General features: G+C 62.3%; 13 protein-coding genes and 2 pseudogenes. 8 read left to right on the top strand and 7 right to left on the bottom strand.

Annotated features, from left to right (window positions below; translation table 11 throughout):
* From P6U29_RS27545 to P6U29_RS27570, 6 genes and pseudogenes are all read right to left on the bottom strand, one after another.
* A pseudogene (locus tag P6U29_RS27545) lies at positions 1-402 on the bottom strand (IS5 family transposase); the annotation flags it as partial.
* A gap of 78 nt (positions 403-480) precedes the next feature.
* Positions 481-2,223: a peptidoglycan D,D-transpeptidase FtsI family protein gene (locus tag P6U29_RS27550; protein WP_407113282.1), complete on the bottom strand. Its 1,743-nt coding sequence runs from the start codon at positions 2,221-2,223 to the stop codon at positions 481-483.
* A gap of 380 nt (positions 2,224-2,603) precedes the next feature.
* A complete protein-coding gene (locus P6U29_RS27555; protein ID WP_407113284.1) occupies positions 2,604-3,914 on the bottom strand; it encodes an HlyD family type I secretion periplasmic adaptor subunit in 1,311 nt (436 codons plus the stop codon).
* Positions 3,911-5,590, bottom strand: a complete 1,680-nt coding sequence (locus P6U29_RS27560) for a type I secretion system permease/ATPase (protein ID WP_407119434.1) — start codon at positions 5,588-5,590, stop codon at positions 3,911-3,913. The genes P6U29_RS27555 and P6U29_RS27560 overlap by 4 nt, the downstream gene beginning before the upstream one ends.
* A 138-nt stretch (positions 5,591-5,728) precedes the next feature.
* Positions 5,729-7,651 (bottom strand): PQQ-dependent sugar dehydrogenase, encoded by a 1,923-nt coding sequence (locus P6U29_RS27565; protein WP_407113285.1) that lies wholly within the window; start codon positions 7,649-7,651, stop codon positions 5,729-5,731.
* 549 nt (positions 7,652-8,200) lie between these two features.
* Complete coding sequence (locus P6U29_RS27570; protein WP_407113287.1) at positions 8,201-9,175, bottom strand: alpha/beta hydrolase family protein; 975 nt, start codon at positions 9,173-9,175, stop codon at positions 8,201-8,203.
* A 675-nt stretch (positions 9,176-9,850) separates the two neighbouring features.
* On the opposite strand from P6U29_RS27570, the gene P6U29_RS27575 reads away from it, so the two are divergent.
* Complete coding sequence (locus P6U29_RS27575; RefSeq protein ID WP_407113289.1) at positions 9,851-10,294, top strand: SRPBCC family protein; 444 nt, start codon at positions 9,851-9,853, stop codon at positions 10,292-10,294.
* Positions 10,295-10,542: 248 nt separating this feature from the next.
* Positions 10,543-11,573 (top strand): annotated as a pseudogene (locus tag P6U29_RS27580) (IS110 family transposase).
* Positions 11,574-11,959: 386 nt separating this feature from the next.
* On the opposite strand, the gene P6U29_RS27585 reads toward P6U29_RS27580, so the two are convergent.
* Positions 11,960-13,291, bottom strand: a complete 1,332-nt coding sequence (locus P6U29_RS27585; protein ID WP_407113291.1) for an Hsp70 family protein — start codon at positions 13,289-13,291, stop codon at positions 11,960-11,962.
* A 349-nt stretch (positions 13,292-13,640) separates the two neighbouring features.
* Between P6U29_RS27585 and P6U29_RS27590 the strand changes: the two genes are divergently transcribed.
* From P6U29_RS27590 to oxlT (P6U29_RS27615), 6 genes are all read left to right on the top strand, one after another.
* Positions 13,641-13,778: a hypothetical protein gene (locus P6U29_RS27590; protein WP_407113292.1), complete on the top strand. Its 138-nt coding sequence runs from the start codon at positions 13,641-13,643 to the stop codon at positions 13,776-13,778.
* 457 nt (positions 13,779-14,235) lie between these two features.
* On the top strand, positions 14,236-15,240 hold the full coding sequence (locus P6U29_RS27595; protein ID WP_407113293.1) for a Bug family tripartite tricarboxylate transporter substrate binding protein: 1,005 nt from the start codon (positions 14,236-14,238) through the stop codon (positions 15,238-15,240).
* A gap of 96 nt (positions 15,241-15,336) precedes the next feature.
* Positions 15,337-15,834 carry a tripartite tricarboxylate transporter TctB family protein gene (locus P6U29_RS27600; protein ID WP_407113295.1) on the top strand — a complete coding sequence of 166 codons (498 nt, stop codon included), beginning with the start codon at positions 15,337-15,339 and terminating at the stop codon, positions 15,832-15,834.
* Between the two features lie 44 nt (positions 15,835-15,878).
* Positions 15,879-17,378 (top strand): tripartite tricarboxylate transporter permease, encoded by a 1,500-nt coding sequence (locus P6U29_RS27605; RefSeq protein WP_407113297.1) that lies wholly within the window; start codon positions 15,879-15,881, stop codon positions 17,376-17,378.
* A 402-nt stretch (positions 17,379-17,780) separates the two neighbouring features.
* On the top strand, positions 17,781-19,070 hold the full coding sequence (gene oxlT / locus P6U29_RS27610) for an oxalate/formate MFS antiporter (RefSeq protein WP_407113298.1): 1,290 nt from the start codon (positions 17,781-17,783) through the stop codon (positions 19,068-19,070).
* Between the two features lie 265 nt (positions 19,071-19,335).
* The gene (gene oxlT / locus P6U29_RS27615) at positions 19,336-20,658 is read left to right on the top strand and encodes an oxalate/formate MFS antiporter (protein ID WP_407113300.1); all 1,323 of its coding nucleotides are present in this window, start codon (positions 19,336-19,338) and stop codon (positions 20,656-20,658) included.
* Positions 20,659-20,711 lie beyond the last annotated feature (53 nt).

Genomic DNA, 20,711 nt, shown 5'->3' on the forward strand with positions numbered 1-20,711 from the left:
TCAACTTAGACGACAAACTGAAGAATGAAATTCTAGTCTAGAGGACGTGGACTCATTAACACGAAGCCATAGCCTGATCGAGGCAAGCTGAACGAAAGCGAGATAGTTCGCTGCCAGTTTGTCATAGCGCGTTGCGACCCGACGGCATTGTTTGATCCTGTTGAAGAACCGCTCGACCCGGTTGCGAGCGCGGTAGAGATACGGGCTGAAGCAGATCGGATCGCTGCGATTACTTTTCGGCGGGATGCTGGCCCACGCGCCCTTCTTCATGGCAAGCTCCCTAATCCAATCGGCGTCATAGCCACGGTCGGCAAGCAGCATTGACCCGGATTTCAAACGAGATAGTAGTTTTTCAGCAAGTCTAACGTCATGAGCCTCACCAGGGCTCAGCGCCAGCCGCAGGCGATCCGGGCGAGCTTGTTAGCGAGCACAATCGCCAGTACTGCGGACTCATCAATGCGCCGCTGCCGCGTTCTTTTCCTACTGGCGCGCTGTTGAAGCTGCAAGAATAAGGCGGTCCGCAGGCGGTAGGTCGAACCGTGGCTCGATTCCGAGAAGCGGTCCGATACGGGCGATGACATTGCCCGCGGTCGGAACGGCGTTCCAGCCCGACGCGATCTGGCCGTAAGTCTCCTTCAGCGGCTGCGGCTCGTCGAGCATGATCAGGAGCTGGTATTTCGGCTTGTCCGCCGGCAGGATGGCAGTGAACGCCGTCAGCACCCGCTTCTTGGCATAGCGGCCGTTGACCACCTTTTCCGCAGTGCCGGTCTTGCCGCCAATGTAGTAACCGGAAACATTCGCCCTCTTGGCGGTGCCGATCTCTGCGTTTAGCCGCATCAGGAACCGCATCTTGTCCGAGGTCTCGGACTTGATCACGCGCTTTGCGATCGCCCGCGCCTCCTCCTCGGAGCGCTTGAGGAAGGTCGGAGGAATCAGAAGGCCGCCATTCGCGAGCGCGCTCACGCCCATCACGGCCTGCAACGGCGCGACCGCCATGCCGTGACCGAATGCGATGGTGATGGTATTCAGCTCGCTCCAACGCCGCGGCAGGATCGGCGAGGCGCTTTCCGGCAGCTCGGTGCGTAGCCGCTCGAGCTGCCCCATCTTGCGGAGGAACGCCTTGTGCGCCTCCACGCCCTGCGACAGCGCGATGCGCGCCGCGCCGACGTTGGAGGAGAAGGTGAACACCTCTTTCATGTTGAGGAAGCGCCCCTTCGGCTCGTCGTCATGGATCGCGAACTTGCCATAGTGCAGCGGTCCGCGTGCATCCCACAGCGAATCGAGGCCGTATTTTCCGGTGTCGAGCGCCATCGCGAGCGTGAACGCCTTGAAGGTCGAGCCCATCTCGTAGACGCCGGTGGTCAGGCGGTTGATGCGATCGGGATCATGGGCTTCCTTCGGATTGTTCGGGTCGAAATCCGGCACCGACACCATCGCAATGATTTCGCCGGTGTTCACATTGGTCACGAGGCCGGAGGCCGCCTTGGTGTGGAACTTCTCCTTGGCCTTGAGCAGCTCGTCGCGCAGCGCGTGCTCGACGCGCAAATCGACCGACAGCTCGATCGGCTCCTGCAACCGGTCGATGGCAAAGCCGGCGCGGTGGAGATCGGCGAGGCCCTGATTGTCGAGCCACTTCTCCATGCCGGCGATGCCCTGGTTGTCGATGTTGACCAGACCAATGAGGTGGGCGACCTCGTTGCCGGTCGGGTAAACGCGCTTGTTCTCGCGCAGGAATCCGATGCCGGGCAGGCCGAGCTTGTGGATGTCCTGCTGCTGCTTCGCCGTGATCTCGCGCTTCAGCCAGACGAAGCCCTTGCGCGACGACAGGCGCTCGCGCACCTCGGCTTCGTCGAGGTCGGGCACGGTGCCGGTCAAAAGCTCGATCGCCTCATCCTTGTCGATGATGCGGCGCGGCTCGCCGAACAAGCTGCCGGCCTTGACGTCGGTGGCGAGGATCTCACCGTTGCGGTCGACGATGTCGGGCCGCGCGGTCGCAACCACCTCCTGCGAGGCCGCGCGACGCGCACTGTGGGCGTCGGCGCCGATCGCGAACATCACGAGCCGCCCGCCGATCATAGCGTAGACCGCAGCAAAGGCCAGCATTGCGAGGCCAACACGCGCGCGTGCCTTCGCGGCGCGATCGACATTGCGCCCGTAGAGCAGATTGCGGATGAGTTTGTGCCGCCACCGTTCAGGTTGTTTTGGCCGGGGTATGGCGCTCATTACCGCTTGTTTGCTGGAAATTGGTGGTCTGCCACGATCGGAGGCTTCTGTGGGCAGGCCGTTTACCACTCAGTAATGGGCGTATGATTAAGAAACCTTTGATAGAAATATTGCGCCGAACATCTTTTTTGATGTCTTCGCTTTTGTCCCTTCCTCCGTCCGCGGGGGAACGCTGCTGGCTCATGATGCCGGTCTTTTCCGAGGACCGCCTCGCGGCGCTCAAGAACGAGTACACGCAAGCTTCGAAGCAACCTTCGAACCTGCGCTACGGCTACGTTCGCGCCGGCTAGGAACGAACAGCGGAACTAGTGTGCATAGCGGAACTACTGTGCTGATACCTAAAGCGGGGCGAGAGATATCGTGAGCCTCCGGGCAGAGCCCTATCGCTCGCGCCATGCTTTCATGATCTGATCCGAAATCGGCTTGACGAGGTATGATAGCGCCGTGCGCTCGCCGGTCTGGATGAACGCCTCGACCGGCATTCCTGGCACGAGCTTGAGGCCGTAGAGCCCCGCCATCTCGTCATTTGGCAGACTGACTCGTATGGTGTAGTAGCCCGCTCCAGTTTTTGAGTCCTGCGTGACGTCGGCCGCAACCTCAACCACCGTACCATTCAGCTCGGGCGTCTTGCGTAGATTGAATGCTGCGAAACGGAGCAGCGCGCGCTGACCGACCCGAATCTGGTCGATGTCTTGCGGCGCAATTCTGGCTTCGACGAGCAACGGCTCGCTCTCGGGCACGATCAACATGATGGCATCGCCCGGGTTGATCACACCGCCCAGCGTGTGCACGGAAAGCTGGTGCACGCGGCCATCTTGTGGCGCGCGAATATCGATGCGCATCAGCTGGTCCTCGGCCGCGATCCGCTTTTCCACCAGCTCCGAGATCTTGGCCCGGATCTCGCCGAGTTCTTTTCCAACCTCGCTGCGCAGGTCCTGGTCGATCTGGAGTATCTGCAGCGCCGTCTCACTGATCTTGCCTTTCGCCTCCGCGATGGAGGACATCAGCGCGCCTCGCTCGCCGTGCAGCCGTGCTGCGTCGCGTTCCAATGCCGTGACCCGGGTGATGGGCACAAGCTTGCTGCGCCACAGCTGTCGAACGCCATCGAGCTCCTGGTTGATGAGCTCGATCTCACGGTGCTTGGCGGTGACCTGCTCGCTCATCCCACGGATCTGCTCCTGCACTTGGCCAACGCGCTCATGAAGCTGCGCCTTCTGCCCCGCGCGGGCAGCGCGGCGAACTTCAAATTGGGTGCGCTCCCCTTTCAGGACGGCCGCGACGACCGGGTCGGAAGACCGTTCTTCGAGCTCATCCGCGAATGTCACAGCTTCGCTGCCGTCCCGTTCCGCCTCGAAACGGGCTCGACGAGCCGTGAGTTCGGTTAGGTTCTTGACGACAACAGCCAAGTTAGCGCGCGTGACGGTTTCATCAAGACGTACCAGGATGTCACCGGCTTTGACGGCATGCCCCTCACGCACACGCAGCTCACCGACGACGCCCCCAGTCGGGTGTTGCACCTTCTTTACGTTCGAGTCGACTACAATGCTGCCAGGCGCAACAACGGCGCCCGCGAGTTCGGTTGTCGCCGCCCAACTACCGAGGCCTCCAACCAGAACGATGGCCGCTGCGATCCCAATGCGAAGCTGACGGCGGATCGCGGGCAGCGCCTGGCTTGTGAGCGCAGCACTCATTGAGTGGCCTCCTCAGCGGGGCTTTCGAGAGATACGGGCTGTACTGGCTTCGGCGCAAAGAGCCTTCGTGCGATCTGGTCCCTTGCTCCCACCGCTCGCATGCGCCCTTCCGCCATGACCAGCAGTTGATCGACGGTTGCGAGCGCGCCCGCACGGTGTGCGACGACAATGGCGATGCCACCCCGCTCACGAACTGCCATGATTGCGCGAGTGAGGGCCTGGTCTCCTTCGCCGTCAAGATTGGAGCTGGGCTCATCAAGCACAACCAAGAACGGATTGCGGTACAGGGCTCGCGCCAAAGCCACTCTCTGGCGCTGGCCGGCCGACAGATATATGCCCCCCTCGCCGATCCGCGTGTCATAGCCGTCGGGCAGGCGGAGAATGAGCTCATGGATGTTGGCGGCCTCGGCTGCCTCGATAATGGCCGCGGGATCGGGCTCCGATTCGAAACGAGCAATGTTCTGGGCCACGGTACCTGCAAACAGCTCGACATCCTGCGGCAGATAGCCGACGTGGCGACCAAGCGATTCAGGTCTCCAGTGCTGGATCGCGGCACCGTCGAGCCGTACGGTACCTTGCGCAGGCGACCAGACACCGACAATCGCACGCACGAGCGAGGACTTACCGGAGGCGCTGGGGCCGATAATGCCGAGCGCCTGGCCCGCCTTCAGGGCAAATGACACCTCCTGAACAACGAACCGACGCTCGCCCGGGGGCAGCACCGAAACGGACTCGACCGCGAGCGCTTTGCAGGGCCGCGGAAGTGCGGTCGGCCGGTCTCGCTCCGTGAAAAAAGTCGACCATTGTTTGAACCGCTTCAGACCTTGTCGGGCCGTCACCAATCCTTTCCAATGCGCGACCGCGAGTTCGACCGGCGCCAGTGCTCGTGCGGTCAGGATCGACCCTGCGATGATGATCCCGGCAGTTGCCTCCTGATGGATCACCAGATAGGCGCCCACCCCGAGCACCGCCGATTGCAGCATCAATCGGAGCACCCTCGAGATCGCGCTGAGGCTGCTTCCGATGTCGGCGGCGCGTTGCTGGCTTGCCAAACAGGCTGCGCTCGCTTGGTCCCACAATCGTGAGAGAGGCACGCCCATGCCCATCGCGCGCAGCACCTCGGCATTGCGCCGGCTCGCTTCTGCGAGCGCGTTGCGCTTGGCCGTATTTGTTTCAGCCTGCCGGGCGGGCGATCGCGTCAGCACGTCGGCCAGAACTGTCAGGGTAATTAGGACCAGCGCGCCCGCGAGCGCCGTCCCGCCGATTAACGGGTGAAAGAGGTAGCAGATCCCGAGATAGACAGGTATCCATGGCAGGTCGAACAGCGCGATCAGACCGGGGCCGGAGAGAAAGGCGCGCATCTGATCGAGATCGCGCAGCGGCTGCAAGCCATCCCCGCCTGATGACACGGCCTCGAGCGGCCATCGGATTATGACGTCGTAAACCCGCGAGCGTAGCACCTCGTCCAGCCAACCGCCGAGCCGGACCAGCACGCGGGCGCGCACGACGTCCAGGATACCCTGGAATGCGTAGAGGCCAAGGGCCAGTACGGCGAGACCGAGGAGTGTCGGAATGCTGCGACTCGGCAGGACTCGGTCGTAGACCTGCAGCATGAAGAAGGAGCCGGTGAGATAGAGCACGTTGACCAACGCGCTGATGACCGCCACCCCGAGCATGGCTCCGCGGCACGCGCGCCATGCGGACGCGGAGTCCCCGTCCAGATCGGGCGAAATGGAGCTGGAGAGCGAGCGGGGCAATTCCCACCTCCTCTGGCTAGCTATCCATCGCCAACCCTGCGGTCAGCCCGTCCGTCTCTATTCCGACGGGCCGGCTGCAGCCTCAATTCCGTCCAAGAATGTCGCTCCGCCGCCAATGGCCTGCTGCCTCGCGGCGCCGTTCCAACAGCGCACCTTCGCACCGTCGTGGTGATGAGCCGGATCGTTTGGATCGGTGGTGGTCGGCGAGAGGATCCACACCTTTCCAGTCCCGGGTTCTGCCAGGTTGAGCCCCGGCTCGAACACACCGAAATCCACGATGAACATCGTGCCGTCCAGGAATTTCACATCGATGGGTTTATTGAATCCGTTGGGGTCGAAGATGTCCTCCACCGTGTTGCTCGTGTGCGTGATGAAATCGGTCACGGATCCGGTGGTCGGATCCACCTGGACCACCTTGTAGCCGACCAGGTCCTGCGCCCCGGTGACCGGCACGAACGAACCGGTTTCGGCGACGAACAGATCTCCGACCGAACCGAACTGAGCGTTCGACGAGAAGTCGAATTTGTTGGCCGATGAGTGATACTCGAACTGGGCAACGCCAGGTTCGACCTGCAGCGTGTTCCGGAAGTCCTCATCCAGGACAAACCCAGGAGGCGGGATTGGAAGCTCGCCTTGCGCGAACAGAGGATCGGTGACGGGCAGCACAGCCCCCGTATTCGGATCATGGAAGAAATCCGGCCATCCGAAAAACTCCGTTGTCCCGCCCGGGTTCAAGACGAACAGATCGTCGAAATCGTTCGCGATCGGCCGCGACTCGACCACCTGCAGCCCATCCAGCGGAGCAGACCGAATATCAGCGCCGTTGTTGGTCGCAAACAGCAAATCGGGGTTGAGCGGGTCAAAGCCGATGCCGAACGGATTGCGGAATCCCCAACCCTCGAGCCGCAGCGTAGACGCAGGGTCATCCGCGGTCGGATCAAAGGAATAGATTGCAGCGTTACCTGCAATCATTCCTTCCTGCGGCGAGTCCGGCGTGGCCGCGGGTATCACCGTGCCTGGCGCGATCGGGCCCGAACCAAACGGCATGAACGGCGCCGTAACCTGGTTCTCTGGGTTGAGCCCGGGCACAGCAATGGGCGCGTGAAATTCGGTGCCGTTCAACACGATGTCGCGCGGCGCGAAATCGTGGAAATCAGGAAATTGCGTGAGCCAGCCGCCCACGAGCTCGTTGTCCGGTCCGACAACACTCGAATTCGTGGCGCTCCCCTGCGAGAAATACAGGCGACCTGAAGCGTCGAAGGCGATCTCTTCAGCGTAGTGATCGCCAGTTGAAGGTAGGTTCGTCAACACGGTCGTAAAGCTGCCGACCGGATCGGTAGGGTCGAACTTCGAGATAGCGCCGACCAGCCAATCGTTGGCGCCGACCTGCCGGTGTGCAACCCAGATCTCGCCATCGTGGAAAGTGATGTCTGTGATCGGCCCCGCCAACATCCCCGCGGGGAGTTGGTCGCTGGAGAGCACCGGGATGGGCTGCCCATCCGGTCCGATCTCCACAATCTCGGGCACCGTATTTGGGGTGGCACCTGACTCGCTCACCCAGACATGGCCATCGGAAAACGTGATCGCAGTCGGAAAAGTCAACCCCGTCGCAAAAGCCTGCAGCGAGTAGCCGTCTGGGACGACCACGTTCTCAGGGGTCAATTGACCGTCGTTCTCGTGATCCTCGTTGTTATCGTCGGTCTTGCCGTTTGGCGGGCAAGCTTGGTCATCTGAGCGAGGCTCGTTATTGTTGGTAATCTGCCTATCGGGTACGACCCCATTCGATTGATTTTGAGCAAATCGTTCTGCCATTCCATCCAGTAGGGCAAGCAATGGAGGAGTGAAATGGGACCCGTTGTGATTGGCGATTTCAGATCGGACGGAAGCGGCGAATTCGAGGGCGCTCAATTGAGGATCGCCAAAGCGCGCCAAAATTCCGTCAAGGGCAGCATGAAAACCGGCATCGTTAATCGCTTGCATAGTAGCCTCCTTCGCGAACAGAACTTGGCTAACCAAAAACAAGCAACAAACGCGCTCGAGAGTAGGTGGCTGGATATCGGCATCTGAGCCAAGAGTCTTTCACATATGTTTTCAATTACAGCTTATTTTTCAAAGAAGCCGGGCATAGGTCCTGACCCTTGTGGGCGCGGTTGTCGCAATGGTTTCCTCGGTGAGCTGAGATAATGCCCGACCTACAGCCCGGCCTTATCGCTGCCATGCATCGCGATTGCCTGAACACTCCGCTGTGAACGCGAGTGCCTCTCACTCCGAGCGCAATGGTATGCCGGCAACCGAAGTCAGGGGCAAAAGTTCTGCCGGTACGGTGCAGGTCCGATTGACGGATGTAGAGGTACGTGTTGGCTCACTCGCACACGTCGCGCGCGCGAGCACGTAGGTCCCCTAAGGTCAATCGCGGCCGTTTGCCCCTCGCCTCAGTCGACGCTATTCTCATGCAGGATGAGCCGAGTTGGATCGGCCTAGCTGGAGCTATTGGCGGCGAGTGTCGCGGGATGCCGCGCTATCGAGCGCTCACCGCAAACCGCCGGCAAGCTGCTCACTGAAGAACTTCACCACGGCCGCGTTGAACTCGCGGTGAAAGGCCGCCCGATCGAATCCCGCCGGCGTGTCAGTGCAGATGCGCGGGACGGCCGCCGCCAGCTCCGGCGAGCACGGCGCCAGGAATGCATAGTGGCCGGCCGGCACGACGTGGACATCGGGCTTGCCCGGCAATGCCTCCGCAACGCGCGCCGTGCCTGAACCGTCGCCGACACCAGGGCCGCCAAACTGCGACCGCCAGAACTGGAAAGACACCTTAACGGAAGCGAGATTCTCCCGCGTCAGGACAGTCGGCGGCGGGTCGACGATCACAGCAGTACGGATACGCGCATCCTGTGTCGGACTGGGCGGCGTCTCGCCACTGTGAAGCTGAGCGCAAGCGCCGGTCGTCTCCTTGCAGAGGCTCGCGACCCTCGCAAAGTCCGGCTTGGTCCCCATCAGCACGAGGCCGGTGGAAGCGCCGATCGAGAAGCCGAAGAAGCCGACCCGGGCGGGATCGATCGCCGCCTTGTCCTTCCAGTCGTTCAGCAGGAAATCGAGCAAACGAACTATGTCAGCCGGACGCGATCCCCACAGCGACAGCGTATCGCGCCGCGAGGAGTCGCTGTATGTGTCACCAGGATGATTGATGGCAGCGACGACGAAGCCGGCATCGGCCAGCGCCACCACTGTGTCATGGTGCTGGCCGAACCACCCGCCCCGGCCGTGCGAGAAGATCACCAGCGGCAGCTTTGCGCCCGTGACGGGACAATCCCTGGCGCCCTTCAGGTCGAAATCGACACCGACTGAAAGACGACCAAGCGCCACATGCGTCGGCTCCGCCGCGCAAGGATACCAGATCGCGCCTGACAGCGCCGGATCGGCATCGAGCAGCTGAATGCCGGCAGCCTCGGCCGGCGAGCCAAGACAAAGCAGCGTGACGGCGAAAGCCCAAAGCGTGCTGCGCAACGGAAGCCCCCCTGATTTCCCGCAGGAGTTGAACGAGAAAACGATAGCGGAATTGTGGCTTCGGCTTGTCAAGCGGGCACACCTTGCCGCCCCATTGGGGTTGAGGCAAACTGCCCGCAAGAAGGGAGGGCTATCGCATATGAGCGCTTTTCCCTGCGGCCATCCTTCGAGACACCCGCTTTTGGCGGGCTCCTCGGGATGAGGACGGAGTCCGCGGCAGCAGTTTCAACGAGCAATGATGCCGATTAGCCTCATCTCTGAGGAGGCGTGTAAGCGCCGTCTCGAGGGACGAGGCGTGCGTGCAGGCCGCCGCCATCAGTCATATGCGATAGCCCCTGCGCTTGCGAGGGAGGGCCGGGTGGGGGTATCGCCGCGGCGGGATTGTCGAGAAATGCGGAGGCTGTCCCTGGGTGGCGAGAGCCCTCACCCGCCGCGCTCGGGACGATGCTTCGCATCGCCCGGGGCGCGTCAGCCTCTCCCGCAAGCGGGAGAGGCGAAGCACCTCCGTCGTTGCGGCGATCAAGCCTTACCCCATCATGCAATCGCAACCCGGCCGAAGAAGGCTCGAACAAAAAAAGCAAGACGCCTGTCGGATCGGCGGCTTCCCCGTCGTCCTCGTGACATGAATGGGCCATAGACGCCAAACTCGGGCCCACCAATCAAGGGATAACAACCATGCCCAATACCGTCCGCCTGCACCGCGTTCTCGCCACCAGCCCGGAGAAGATCTATCGCGCCTTCCTGGAGGCCGATGCGATGGCGAAATGGCTTCCGCCGAATGGCTTCACCTGCACTGTGCATCATCTCGAGCCCAAGGTCGGGGGCACGTTCAAGATGTCGTTCCGGAATTTCACCACGGGCAACGGCCATTCGTTCGGCGGCGAATATGTCGAGCTCGTGCCGGGCGAACGCCTGCGCTACACCGACAAGTTCGACGATCCCAATCTGCCGGGCGTGATCGAGGTGACCGTGATCTTGAAGAAGGTCTCGGTCGGCACCGAGGTCGAGATCACGCAGTCCGGCCTGCCCGACGTCATTCCCGTCGAGGCCTGCTATCTCGGCTGGCAGGAATCGCTGCGCAATCTGGCACGGCTGGTCGAGCCGGAGATCAACCAGTAGCAGCAAGCCGGATCGCACCATCAGGTTCGATCCGGCTGAAAGCGGCCATTCGCGGGTCGATCTGTTCGATCAGATGCGCGGATCTAGCCACCTCGTCATTGCGAGTGTGGCGAAGCAATCCAGAGTCCCTCCGCAGAACGATCCTGGATTGCTTAGCTGCGCTCGCAATGATGGGGTGGACGGCCCCCGAACGGCATCGGTGTGCCAGACTGGTGATGTTGAGTCGAACCAGACAAAGGGAGCCGTCCATGACGAAGATTAGCACGATTGGGGTTGATCTGGCGAAGAACGTTTTTCAAGTCCACGCGATTGACGCGTCGGGAGCTGTGGTGGTGAGGCGCCAGCTCAAGCGAGCCTCGGTCGAGAAGTTTTTCGCGCAGTTGCCGCCGTGCCTGGTGGGCATGGAGGCTTGCGGCAGCGCTCATCATTGGGCGCGCGTGATCGGCCGGTATGACCACCAGGTGCGGTTGATGCCGCCGGCTTATGTGAAGCCCTACGTCAAGCGCAACAAGAACGATGGCCGCGATGCCGAAGGGGTCTGCGAGGCTGTGACCCGACCGACGATGCGGTTTGTTCCGGTGAAGAGCATCGCGCAACAGGCAACGCTGGCGGTTCATAGCGCGCGTGCCTTGCTGGTTCGGCAGCGGACCATGGTGGCGAACGCCTTGCGAGCAGCGCTGAGTGAGCTCGGGATCGTGGCAGCGCAAGGATATCAGGGGCTGCGCGGGCTGATGGCCCGGCTCGAAGAGCCGAGTGAGGAGATCCGGAGATGATGCGCAGCGCCCTGTTGATGCTGGCCAAGCACTGGCAGGCACTCGATGCCGACGAACGGGTGCTTGAACGGCAGCTCGCCAAGGCTGCCCGTGGCGATCGCGACGCCAAGCGGCTCATGGAGGTCCCAAGCGTCGGCCCGATCATCGCCAGTACGGTCCTGGCCAAAGTGCCCGACGCAAAAGTGTTCCGCTCCGGTCGCGACTTCGCAGCCTGGATCGGGATCACCGGCAAGGACCACGGCACCGGAGGCAAGCATCGCCCCGGGAGGATCTCCAAACAGGGAGACCGTGTGCTGCGAGCGCTGTTGATCAGCGGTGCCAGCGCCTATCTGCGGCAACAGAAGGCGCGCGGCGTCACCGATCCGTGGCTGCGTGATCTGCTGGCGCGGCGGCCTTATAAGGTCGCCATGGTGGCCTTCGCGGCCAAAACCGCCCGGATCATCTGGGCCATGCTGGTCAAAGGAGAAACCTACCGAGACCGCGCGAGCGCGCCGGCTGCGGCCTAGTTGAGGGGCAACAGCCGCCGCGCTCGCGCTCCACGCCTATCGGAAGGGCACTAAAGGTGTGATGGCAAATGGTCTGGAAAACGGGATCGAAACACTCCGCATCGTCATCGCGCGTCACAGCGCGCCGCAATGATTGGAATTCGATCAGCGATCTCCATCAGGGCCCGCGGTCAATGGCCGCTTCTCGAGGCCGTATACATGACCGCTCCCCGATTCATTTGCTGAAGCACCAAAAAGCCCTTGCCGAGAGGGGGCCGTCCATACATGACGGTTAATGAGGACCTCTCCAAGAGAACAATTCACATCGAGTCTGCAGCTTGCTGCAGAACCTCATTGAACTGGGGCTGCCGCCGAAGCAGGTCGCCCCGCCGATGCCGAACAATGGGTTACGAGCTGGTCTTCGACTTGAGTCCGCCGCTTGCAGTCCAGCGGTCCGGTTCCGGACTGTGCCCGATCAGTGCGAGGCCATAGGCGATCGACTCGAATTGGTCGCCGGACATCAGCCGCTCGTTGCCGAAGCGCTCGGCGAACAACCGCCGGACGGCGGGCACGAAGGACGTGCCGCCGGTCAGGAACACCTTCTCCACCTCGCGCGCGGTGATGCCGGCTTCAGTCAGCACCTTGTCGACGGTCGCACCCAACCGGGCGATATCGTCGGCAATCCAGGCTTCGAAATTCTTGCGGGTGATGGTCGCGCCGATGTCCACGCCGCCGCCTTTGAAACGGAATTCCGTCTGATCCTGCGCCGACAGCGCGACCTTGGCGTCGGACACCGCGCGATAGAGCGAAAAGCCGAGATCGAGATCGACGATGGTGATGAAATCCTCGAGCAGCTCCGGCTTCAGCGCGGTGCGCGCGAGCTCGCGGAGCTCGCGGAGGTCGCCGTTGCTCTTCATCATCGCGAGCTGATGCCAGCGCGCGAGGTTGGTGTAATGGCCGCTGGGCACGGGCAGCACCTTGTCGAACGAGCGGAAGCTCGAGCCCTTGCCGAGCCGCGGCGAGACGACGTGGTCGACAATGCGATAGTCGAACGTGTCGCCGGCAATGCCGATACCGGCGTGTCCCAGCGGCTCGGCGCGAAGCGTGCCACCCGCGCGGGAAAACCGCATCACCGAGAAGTCGCTGGTGCCGCCGCCGAAATCGGCAACCAGCACGGTGGCATCGCGCTCCAGCCTGCGGGCGAAGGAGAACGCCGCGCCCACGGGCTCGTAGACATAGCGCGCGTGGCCGGCACCGAGCCGCTCGAACGCGGCCCGGTAGCGCTGCATCGCCAGCACCTCGTCGGGATTGCCGCCGGCAAAGCGCACCGGACGGCCGACCGTGATGTTGGAGGTCTCGAAGCCGAACCTGTCGCCGCCGTGGCGCGCCAGCGTGCGCAGGAACGCCGCCAGAACATCCTCGAACTTGTAGCGTTGCCGGAAGACCTGCGTGGTGTTGAAGCTGCTGCTCGCCGCAAACGTCTTGAACGACTGCAGGAAGCGGTAGACGTGGCGCCCTTCGAGGAACTGCTCGATCGCCCACGGGCCCCCTTCCGCCTGGGCGCCGGCGCCGGGCCGATCCTCCCAGAAGCACAGGGCCGACACATAGACGCTGTGGCGTCGTCCGCCGTGGTCGAAGCGGATGGCTTCGACCCGGCGGTCGTCCGCCGCAAGCGCGACGACCGTGTTGCTGGTGCCAAAATCGATGCCGATCGAGACGGCGGGCGAGGCGCTCGACATGAAGTACTCTGACGGTTGATGGATAAGGGGGCGGACCACTAGCTGCTTTGCCTGGCGGTGCCAAGGCCCACCGTCGCATTGCGACCGGAACTTAGGTTGTTCCTTCTATGAGATTCCGCCTCGACCTGACCATTCGGCCCGCTTTTCGCGCCCTTCAGCGACGAACAGATCCGCCGTCGCTGCGCACCGGCAATTTTATGTCCGAAATACCCCCAAATCTACATTATGCTGCAATGCGAGAGATTGCATGCTGCTATGCAAACAACAGCGTGGACACTGGCATCTGGTATACATAATTTGCCCTCGGAATGAGACAGCAAGACTGACTGTTTCAAGAAAGGGATTTCCGATGTCCAAGATCGCTGCCGTCGCTCTCGCCCCGTCCTCCTCGCTGTTCGCCCGGTTCATGGCCGCGGTCGATCGCCTTCTGATGGCGAGCGCCGAGATTTCGAACCACAACGGCGACCTGCCGCGTTTCGGCCTGTAAGGGAGGCACCCCGCTGGCCGAACGGCAGGCCGGTAGGTCCCAATAGACGCAAGTTTGTTCGAAATGGCCCCGCTTGTCGGGGTCATTTCTTTTGGCGTTCTTGCCCGGCTCGCGACCACAACTGCGACGATTGGTCCGCGGAAGTGACCCGCCGATGCGATTGTTTGCCCGCTGGCATCTCGCATACCATTCGCCAAACCGACAACAATTGCGCAATCAAGATTGGCGGGCCTAGCGCAGCACGGGAACAGCCGAGGGAGCACGTGTGCTGTGAACCTTGGCGGAACCTTAGCCGAAAGGAGCGGATGTCGCGCGTTGTCCCTGCTCATAGAGTTTCCACCGGGACTGCCATGGGAGAATCGACCGCAAGGGTGACCCCAAGCATGTGACGCAAGATGGGCTGACGCAAGCCGACAAAGAGCGGCTGCGTTCGAGGTTCGACAGGGAGAGAAACAAGATGAAACCATTCGTCCTGAATGTCGCTTTGGCGGCAATCGCGATGTCGTGCGCGAGCAGCACCGCAAGCCGGGCCGCCTGGGAGCCGGTCCGTCCGGTCGAGTTCATCGTGCCCGCGGGCACCGGTGGCGGCGCCGATCAAATGGCACGCACCATCCAGGGCATCGTCACCAAGCACAATCTAATGAAGCAGCCGCTGGTCGTGATCAACAAGGCCGGCGGCGCCGGTGGCGAGGGCTTCCTGGATGTGAAGACGTCGTCGGGCAATCCCCACAAGATCATCATCACGCTCTCAAATCTGTTCACGACGCCGCTGGCGACCGGGATTCCGTTCAACTGGAAGGATTTGACTCCGGTCGCGATGCTGGCGCTCGATGAATTCGTGCTCTGGGTGAATGCCGAGAAGCCGTACAGCACCGTCAAGGACTACATCGACGCCGTGAAGAAGTCGCCAAGCGGCTCCTTCAAGATGGGCGGGACCGGCTCCAAGCAGGAAGACCAGATCATCACGGTCGGCATCGAGAAGGCGATCGATACGAAGTTCACCTACATTCCCTACAAGGGCGGCGGCGAAGTCGCCGTCCAGCTCGTCGGCAATCACGTCGATTCGACTGTCAACAATCCGATCGAGGCGGTGGCGCAATGGCGCGGCGGCAAGCTCCGTCCGCTCTGCGTCTTCGACGCCCAGCCGATGGCCTATAACGAGCCGATCGCGGACGGCAAGGCCTGGAAGGATATCCCGACCTGCAAGTCGCAGGGCCTTGCGATGGAATATCTCATGCTGCGCGGCATCTTCATGTCGCCCAAGGCCACGAAGGACCAGGTCGAATATTACGTCGAGCTGTTCAAGAAGGTGCGCGCCACGCCGGAATGGCAGGATTTCATGAAGAGCGGCGCCTTCAACACAACATTTCTGACCGGAGCCGAATACGCAAAGTGGGTCGAGGCCGAGGAGAAGCGCCACGAAGGATTGATGAAGGAAGCCGGCTTCCTCGCGGGAAATTGAGCCGAGATTGCCCTGCGACATCGATGACGGCTGAGGACGCTGATCGCCCTCCCGTCTTTTCGACCGCGCAATACTGCGATTCCGCCTGGAGGTCTCATGACTGAACAATCCGGATCCGAATCCGGCCCTGCACACAAGGCGCTCGAAACCGGGGTGGCGTTATTGATCGGCGTCTTCGGCCTTGTCGTGATCTTCGGCAGCCTGAAAGCCGGCATCAATTGGGGCGCGGAGGGCCCGCGTGCCGGCTTCTTCCCCTTCTACATCGGCACCGCCATCGTCGGCGCGAGCGCCATCAACCTCTGGAGCGCGCGACGCGACGGCGACGGCCGGCTGTTCGCAACATGGAGACAGCTTCGCCAGGTCATGAGCGTCGTCGTGCCCACCGCGATCTATGTCGGCTCGATGCCGTTCATCGGCCTCTACGTCGCCTCGATGATCTTCATTGCCTGGTTCATGCGCTGGCTCGGCCGCTATCGATGGCTGACGACCATCGCAGTCGCGGTCGGCATGCCGGTCCTGACCTATCTCGTTTTCGAGCGCTGGTTCCTGGTCCCGCTTCCCAAGGGTCCATTCGAGGAATGGCTCGGCCTGTAAGGGGCCGCGTCATCATCCCGTTATTTGCTGCAGGACATATCGAGATGGAAGAATTAGCCAATTTGTTTCACGGCTTCGCGGTCGCCCTGCAGCCCTACAACATCATGCTGATGATCATCGGCATTACGCTCGGGGTCATTATTGGCGTGCTGCCGGGGCTAGGAGGCGCCAATGGCGTGGCGATCCTGCTTCCCCTGACCTTCAGCATGCCGCCGACATCGGCGATCATCATGCTGTCCTGCATCTATTGGGGCGCATTGTTCGGCGGCGCCATCACCTCGATCCTCTTCAACATACCCGGCGAGCCCTGGTCCGTGGCGACGACCTTCGACGGTTATCCGATGGCGCAACAGGGCAGACCCGGCGAAGCCCTGACCGCCGCCTTCACCTCCTCCTTCGTGGGCGCGCTGTTTGCCGTGATCATGATCACGCTGGTCGCGCCCCTCGTCGCGGGCTTTGCGCTGCGATTTGGTCCGGCGGAAAAGTTCGCAGTCTACTTCCTGGCCTTCTGCTCCTTCGTCGGCCTCAGCAAGGAGCCGCCGTTCAAGACCATCGCGGCGATGATGATGGGCTTTGCGCTCGCGGCGGTCGGGCTCGATTCGATCACCGGGCAATTGCGGCTGACCTTCGGTGTCACCGAGTTGCTCAACGGGTTCGACTTCCTGATCGCCGTGATTGGCCTGTTCGGCATCGGCGAGATCCTGCTGACCATGGAGGAAGGGCTGGCGTTCCGCGGCGGCAACGCCACCATCAACCTTCGCGTGGTGCTGCAGACCTGGCGGGAACTGCCCGCTTATTGGATGACCTCGCTGCGCTCCTGCCTGATCGGATGCTGGATGGGCGTCACGCCCGCCGGCGCAACGCCGGCCTCGTTCATGAGCTACGGCATCGCCAAGCGCCTGGCGCGACGCGGGAACAATTTCGGCAAGGGCGAGATCGAGGGCGTGATCGCGCCGGAGACGGCCGCGCATGCCGCGGGCACCTCCGCGCTGCTGCCGATGCTCTCGCTCGGCGTGCCGGGCTCCCCGACCGCCGCCGTCCTGCTCGGCGGATTGCTGATCTGGGGCCTGCAGCCGGGCCCCATGCTGTTCGTCGAGCAAAAGGAATTCGTCTGGGGTCTGATCGCGTCGATGTATCTCGGCAATCTCGCCGGTCTCATCGTCGTGCTCACCTGTGTGCCGATCTTCGCCGCGATCCTCCGGGTGCCATTCGGCATCATCGCGCCGCTCATCCTGGTGCTCTGTGCGATCGGCGCCTATTCGGTGCACAACAGCACCTTCGACGTGATGCTGATGCTGGTGTTCGGCGTGCTCGGTTATCTCCTGAAGAAGTGCAACTACCCGCTCGCGCCGCTGGTGCTCGCCATCGTGCTTGGCGACAAGGCCGAGGAAGCCTTCCGCCAATCGCTGCTGGGATCGCAGGGCTCGCTCGGCGTGTTCTTCTCCAACGGCCTTGTCAGCACGATCATGGCGCTCGGTCTGATCGCCCTGTTCTGGTCCGCGATCCAGGAAGGCTACAGCCGGCTGCGCACGTCGATGGCGTGAAGCCCGTAATTCGCGCCACCGCCAGTGCCAAACCGTCGCAGGTCCGACTTCTGGAATAAAGAATTCCAGGAATTGCGCGGTCACGGAGCGACCGCGCGTCGGCGCGCGTGGACCGCGCGCGCGTGGAAAATCTCCGAGCGGCTAAGCTTTCAACAGCGGCATGGGGCGGCGCCGAATTCAGGAAAAACGCTACAGAACCAATAATTTGAACGGGATCAGCTGCAATCGCCGCCGGCACCCGACAGCAATTGAAGCTTTACAATCGCGCGCTCACGGTGCATGTGAACAGACCGCGTTATTTCGCCGCACCTCCCCTCCTTCGCTTGAATCTTGGCATAATGAATACCAGGATGCGGGCCAGCGCATGCATAAAAATGATCGGCGCATTCGGGAGGGTTTTTAATGACGGACATGGTGCAGTCAGCTGCGGCTCCTAGTGTCGCACGCGTGAGCGATGCTTATCGCTGGGCGCAATTGGCCATCGGCGTAGGCGCGATGGTGATGATCGCCAACTACCAATATGGCTGGACGTTCTTCGTCCCTGACATCCAGAAGACGTTCGGTTGGGATCGCGCGTCGATCCAATGGGCCTTCACCCTGTTCGTGCTGTTCGAGACCTGGCTGGTGCCGGTCGAAGGCTGGTTCGTCGACAAATACGGCCCGCGCATCGTGGTGCTGGTCGGCGGCGTGCTCTGCGCCATCGGTTGGGCGATCAACGCGCAGGCCACCTCGCTCAACGGCTACTATCTCGGCATGATCATCGCCGGCATCGGCGCCGGCGGCGTCTACGGAACCTGCGTCGGCAACGCGCTGAAGTGGTTTCCGGACAAGCGCGGGCTCGCCGCGGGCATCACGGCCGCCGGCTTCGGTGCAGGCTCGGCGCTGACCGTCGCGCCGATCCAGGCCATGATCAAGGACAGCGGCTTCCAGACCACCTTCCTCTATTTCGGCCTCGGACAGGGCATCATCATCTGCATCCTCGCTTTCTTCCTGCTTGCGCCGAAAGCGGGCCAGGTGCCGCACGTGGTGGCGAATGCCCATCTGCTGCAGACGCGCCGCAACTACCAGCCGACCGAAGTGCTGCGTCAGCCGATCTTCTGGCTGATGTACTTCATGTTCGTGATCGTCGGCGCCGGCGGGTTGATGGTGACCGCGAACCTGAAGCCGATCGCAGCCGACTGGAAGGTCGACAACGTGCCGGTCACACTGATGGCGGTGACGATGACGGCGGTGACCTTCGCGGCCACGATCGACCGCGTGCTCAACGGCCTGACGCGTCCGTTCTTCGGCTGGATCTCGGACATGATCGGCCGCGAGAACACGATGTTCATCGCCTTCGGCATGGAAGGGTTCGGCATCTGGATGCTCTACCTCTGGGGCCACGATCCGGTCTGGTTCGTGCTGCTCTCGGGCTTCGTGTTCTTCGCCTGGGGTGAGATCTACTCGCTATTCCCCTCGACCTGCACCGACACGTTCGGCGCCAAGTTCGCGACCACCAATGCCGGCCTGCTCTACACTGCGAAGGGCACCGCCGCGCTGCTGGTGCCGGTCGCAAACCTGATGCAGCAGTCGTCGGGGACCTGGGACAGCGTGTTCATAATCGCGGCCGGTGCCAACATCCTGGCTTCGCTGCTGGCGATCGCTGTGCTCAAACCCTGGCGCAAGATCGTGGTCGAGAAATCGACCATCTGACCCGCTCCACTAAACTTCACCAAAGCATGACGCCCGGCCCTCATGGCCGGGCGTTTTCGTTTGGCGCCAAGAACCCGCGATACCCCTGGGATTGGGCGGAACCGCGCGCATTTTGTTGAACGGGAAGCCAAGATAGGGCTTGCAATCTGGAATATGGTATACCAAGCTCCCCTCCGCGCTTGCGACGATAAGCCACAACATTTGCGACACTAGGTCATCTTGCAGTCCTGCGTCGCAATCAATCAGGCGCGTTGGGAGGTTCTTGATGATTTCCAGCACGGATGGCGCCGTCACAGCCGCGCCTCTTCGCACCGGTTTCCGTTGGCTCCAGCTCGTCATGGGCATCGTCTGCATGGCGATGATCGCCAACCTGCAATATGGCTGGACGCTGTTCGTCGATCCGATCGATGCGGCCCATCATTGGGGGCGCGCCGCGATCCAGCTCGCTTTCACCATCTTCGTCGTCACCGAGACCTGGCTAGTGCCGGTCGAGGCCTGGTTCGTCGACAAATACGGCCCGCGCATCGTGATCATGTTCGGCGGCGTGATGATCGCGCTGTCCTGGGTGCTCAACTCCTACGCCGACAGTCTCACCTTGCTCTACGCTGCAGCGATCATCGGCGGCATGGGCGCGGGCGCGGTGTACGGCACCTGCGTCGGCAACGCGCTGAAATGGTTTCCTGATCGCCGCGGCCTCGCGGCGGGCGCGACCGCCGCCGGCTTCGGCGCGGGTGCCGCGCTCACGATCGTGCCGATCGCGAGCATGATCGTCTCGAGCGGCTACCAGCACGCGTTCCTCACCTTCGGCATCGGCCAGGGCATCGTCGTATTCGTGCTCGCCTTCTTCATCCAGCCGCCGCGGCTCTCGATCCCGCCGAAGAAGAAGCAGCTCAATCTGCCGCAAACCAAGATCGACTTCACTCCGCCGCAGGTGCTGCGCACCCCTATTTTCTGGGTCATGTATCTCGTCTTCGTCATGGTCGCCTCGGGCGGCCTGATGACCGCGGCACAGATCGCCCCGATCGCGCACGACTTCAAGATCGCGAACACGCCGGTCACGCTCGCCGGCTTCCAGATGGCGGCGTTGACCTTCGCGATCTCGCTCGACCGCATCTTCGACGGTTTTGGCCGCCCGTTCTTCGGTTTCGTCTCGGACACGATCGGCCGCGAGCACACCATGTTCATCGCTTTCGGCACCGCCGCGCTGATGCTCTTGACGCTATCGGCCTACGGTCACATCCCCATCGTCTTCGTGCTGGCGACCGCAATTTACTTCGGCGTGTTCGGCGAGATCTACTCGCTGTTCCCCGCGACCTGCGGCGACACCTTCGGTGCGAAGTTCGCAACCACCAACAACGGCATGCTCTACACCGCCAAGGGCACGGCCTCCCTGCTCGTCCCGCTCGCGAGCGTGATCTCGACCGCCTATGGCTGGAAGGCCGTGTTCGTGGTGGCGGTGGCGCTGAATGCGACGGCGGCGCTGATGGCGCTGTTTGTGATCAAGCCGCTGCGCCGCTCCTTCATTCTCGGCAAGGAAGCCGAGAGCACGGACACCGCGACCGGCACAGCCAAGACCGAAACGGCATAAGCCACCGCACGCCTTCGCAAAAAAAGAAAGGGGCGCAGCGATGCGCCCCTTTC

Source organism: Bradyrhizobium sp. LMG 9283 (assembly GCF_045571415.1).
Lineage (GTDB): Bacteria > Pseudomonadota > Alphaproteobacteria > Rhizobiales > Xanthobacteraceae > Bradyrhizobium.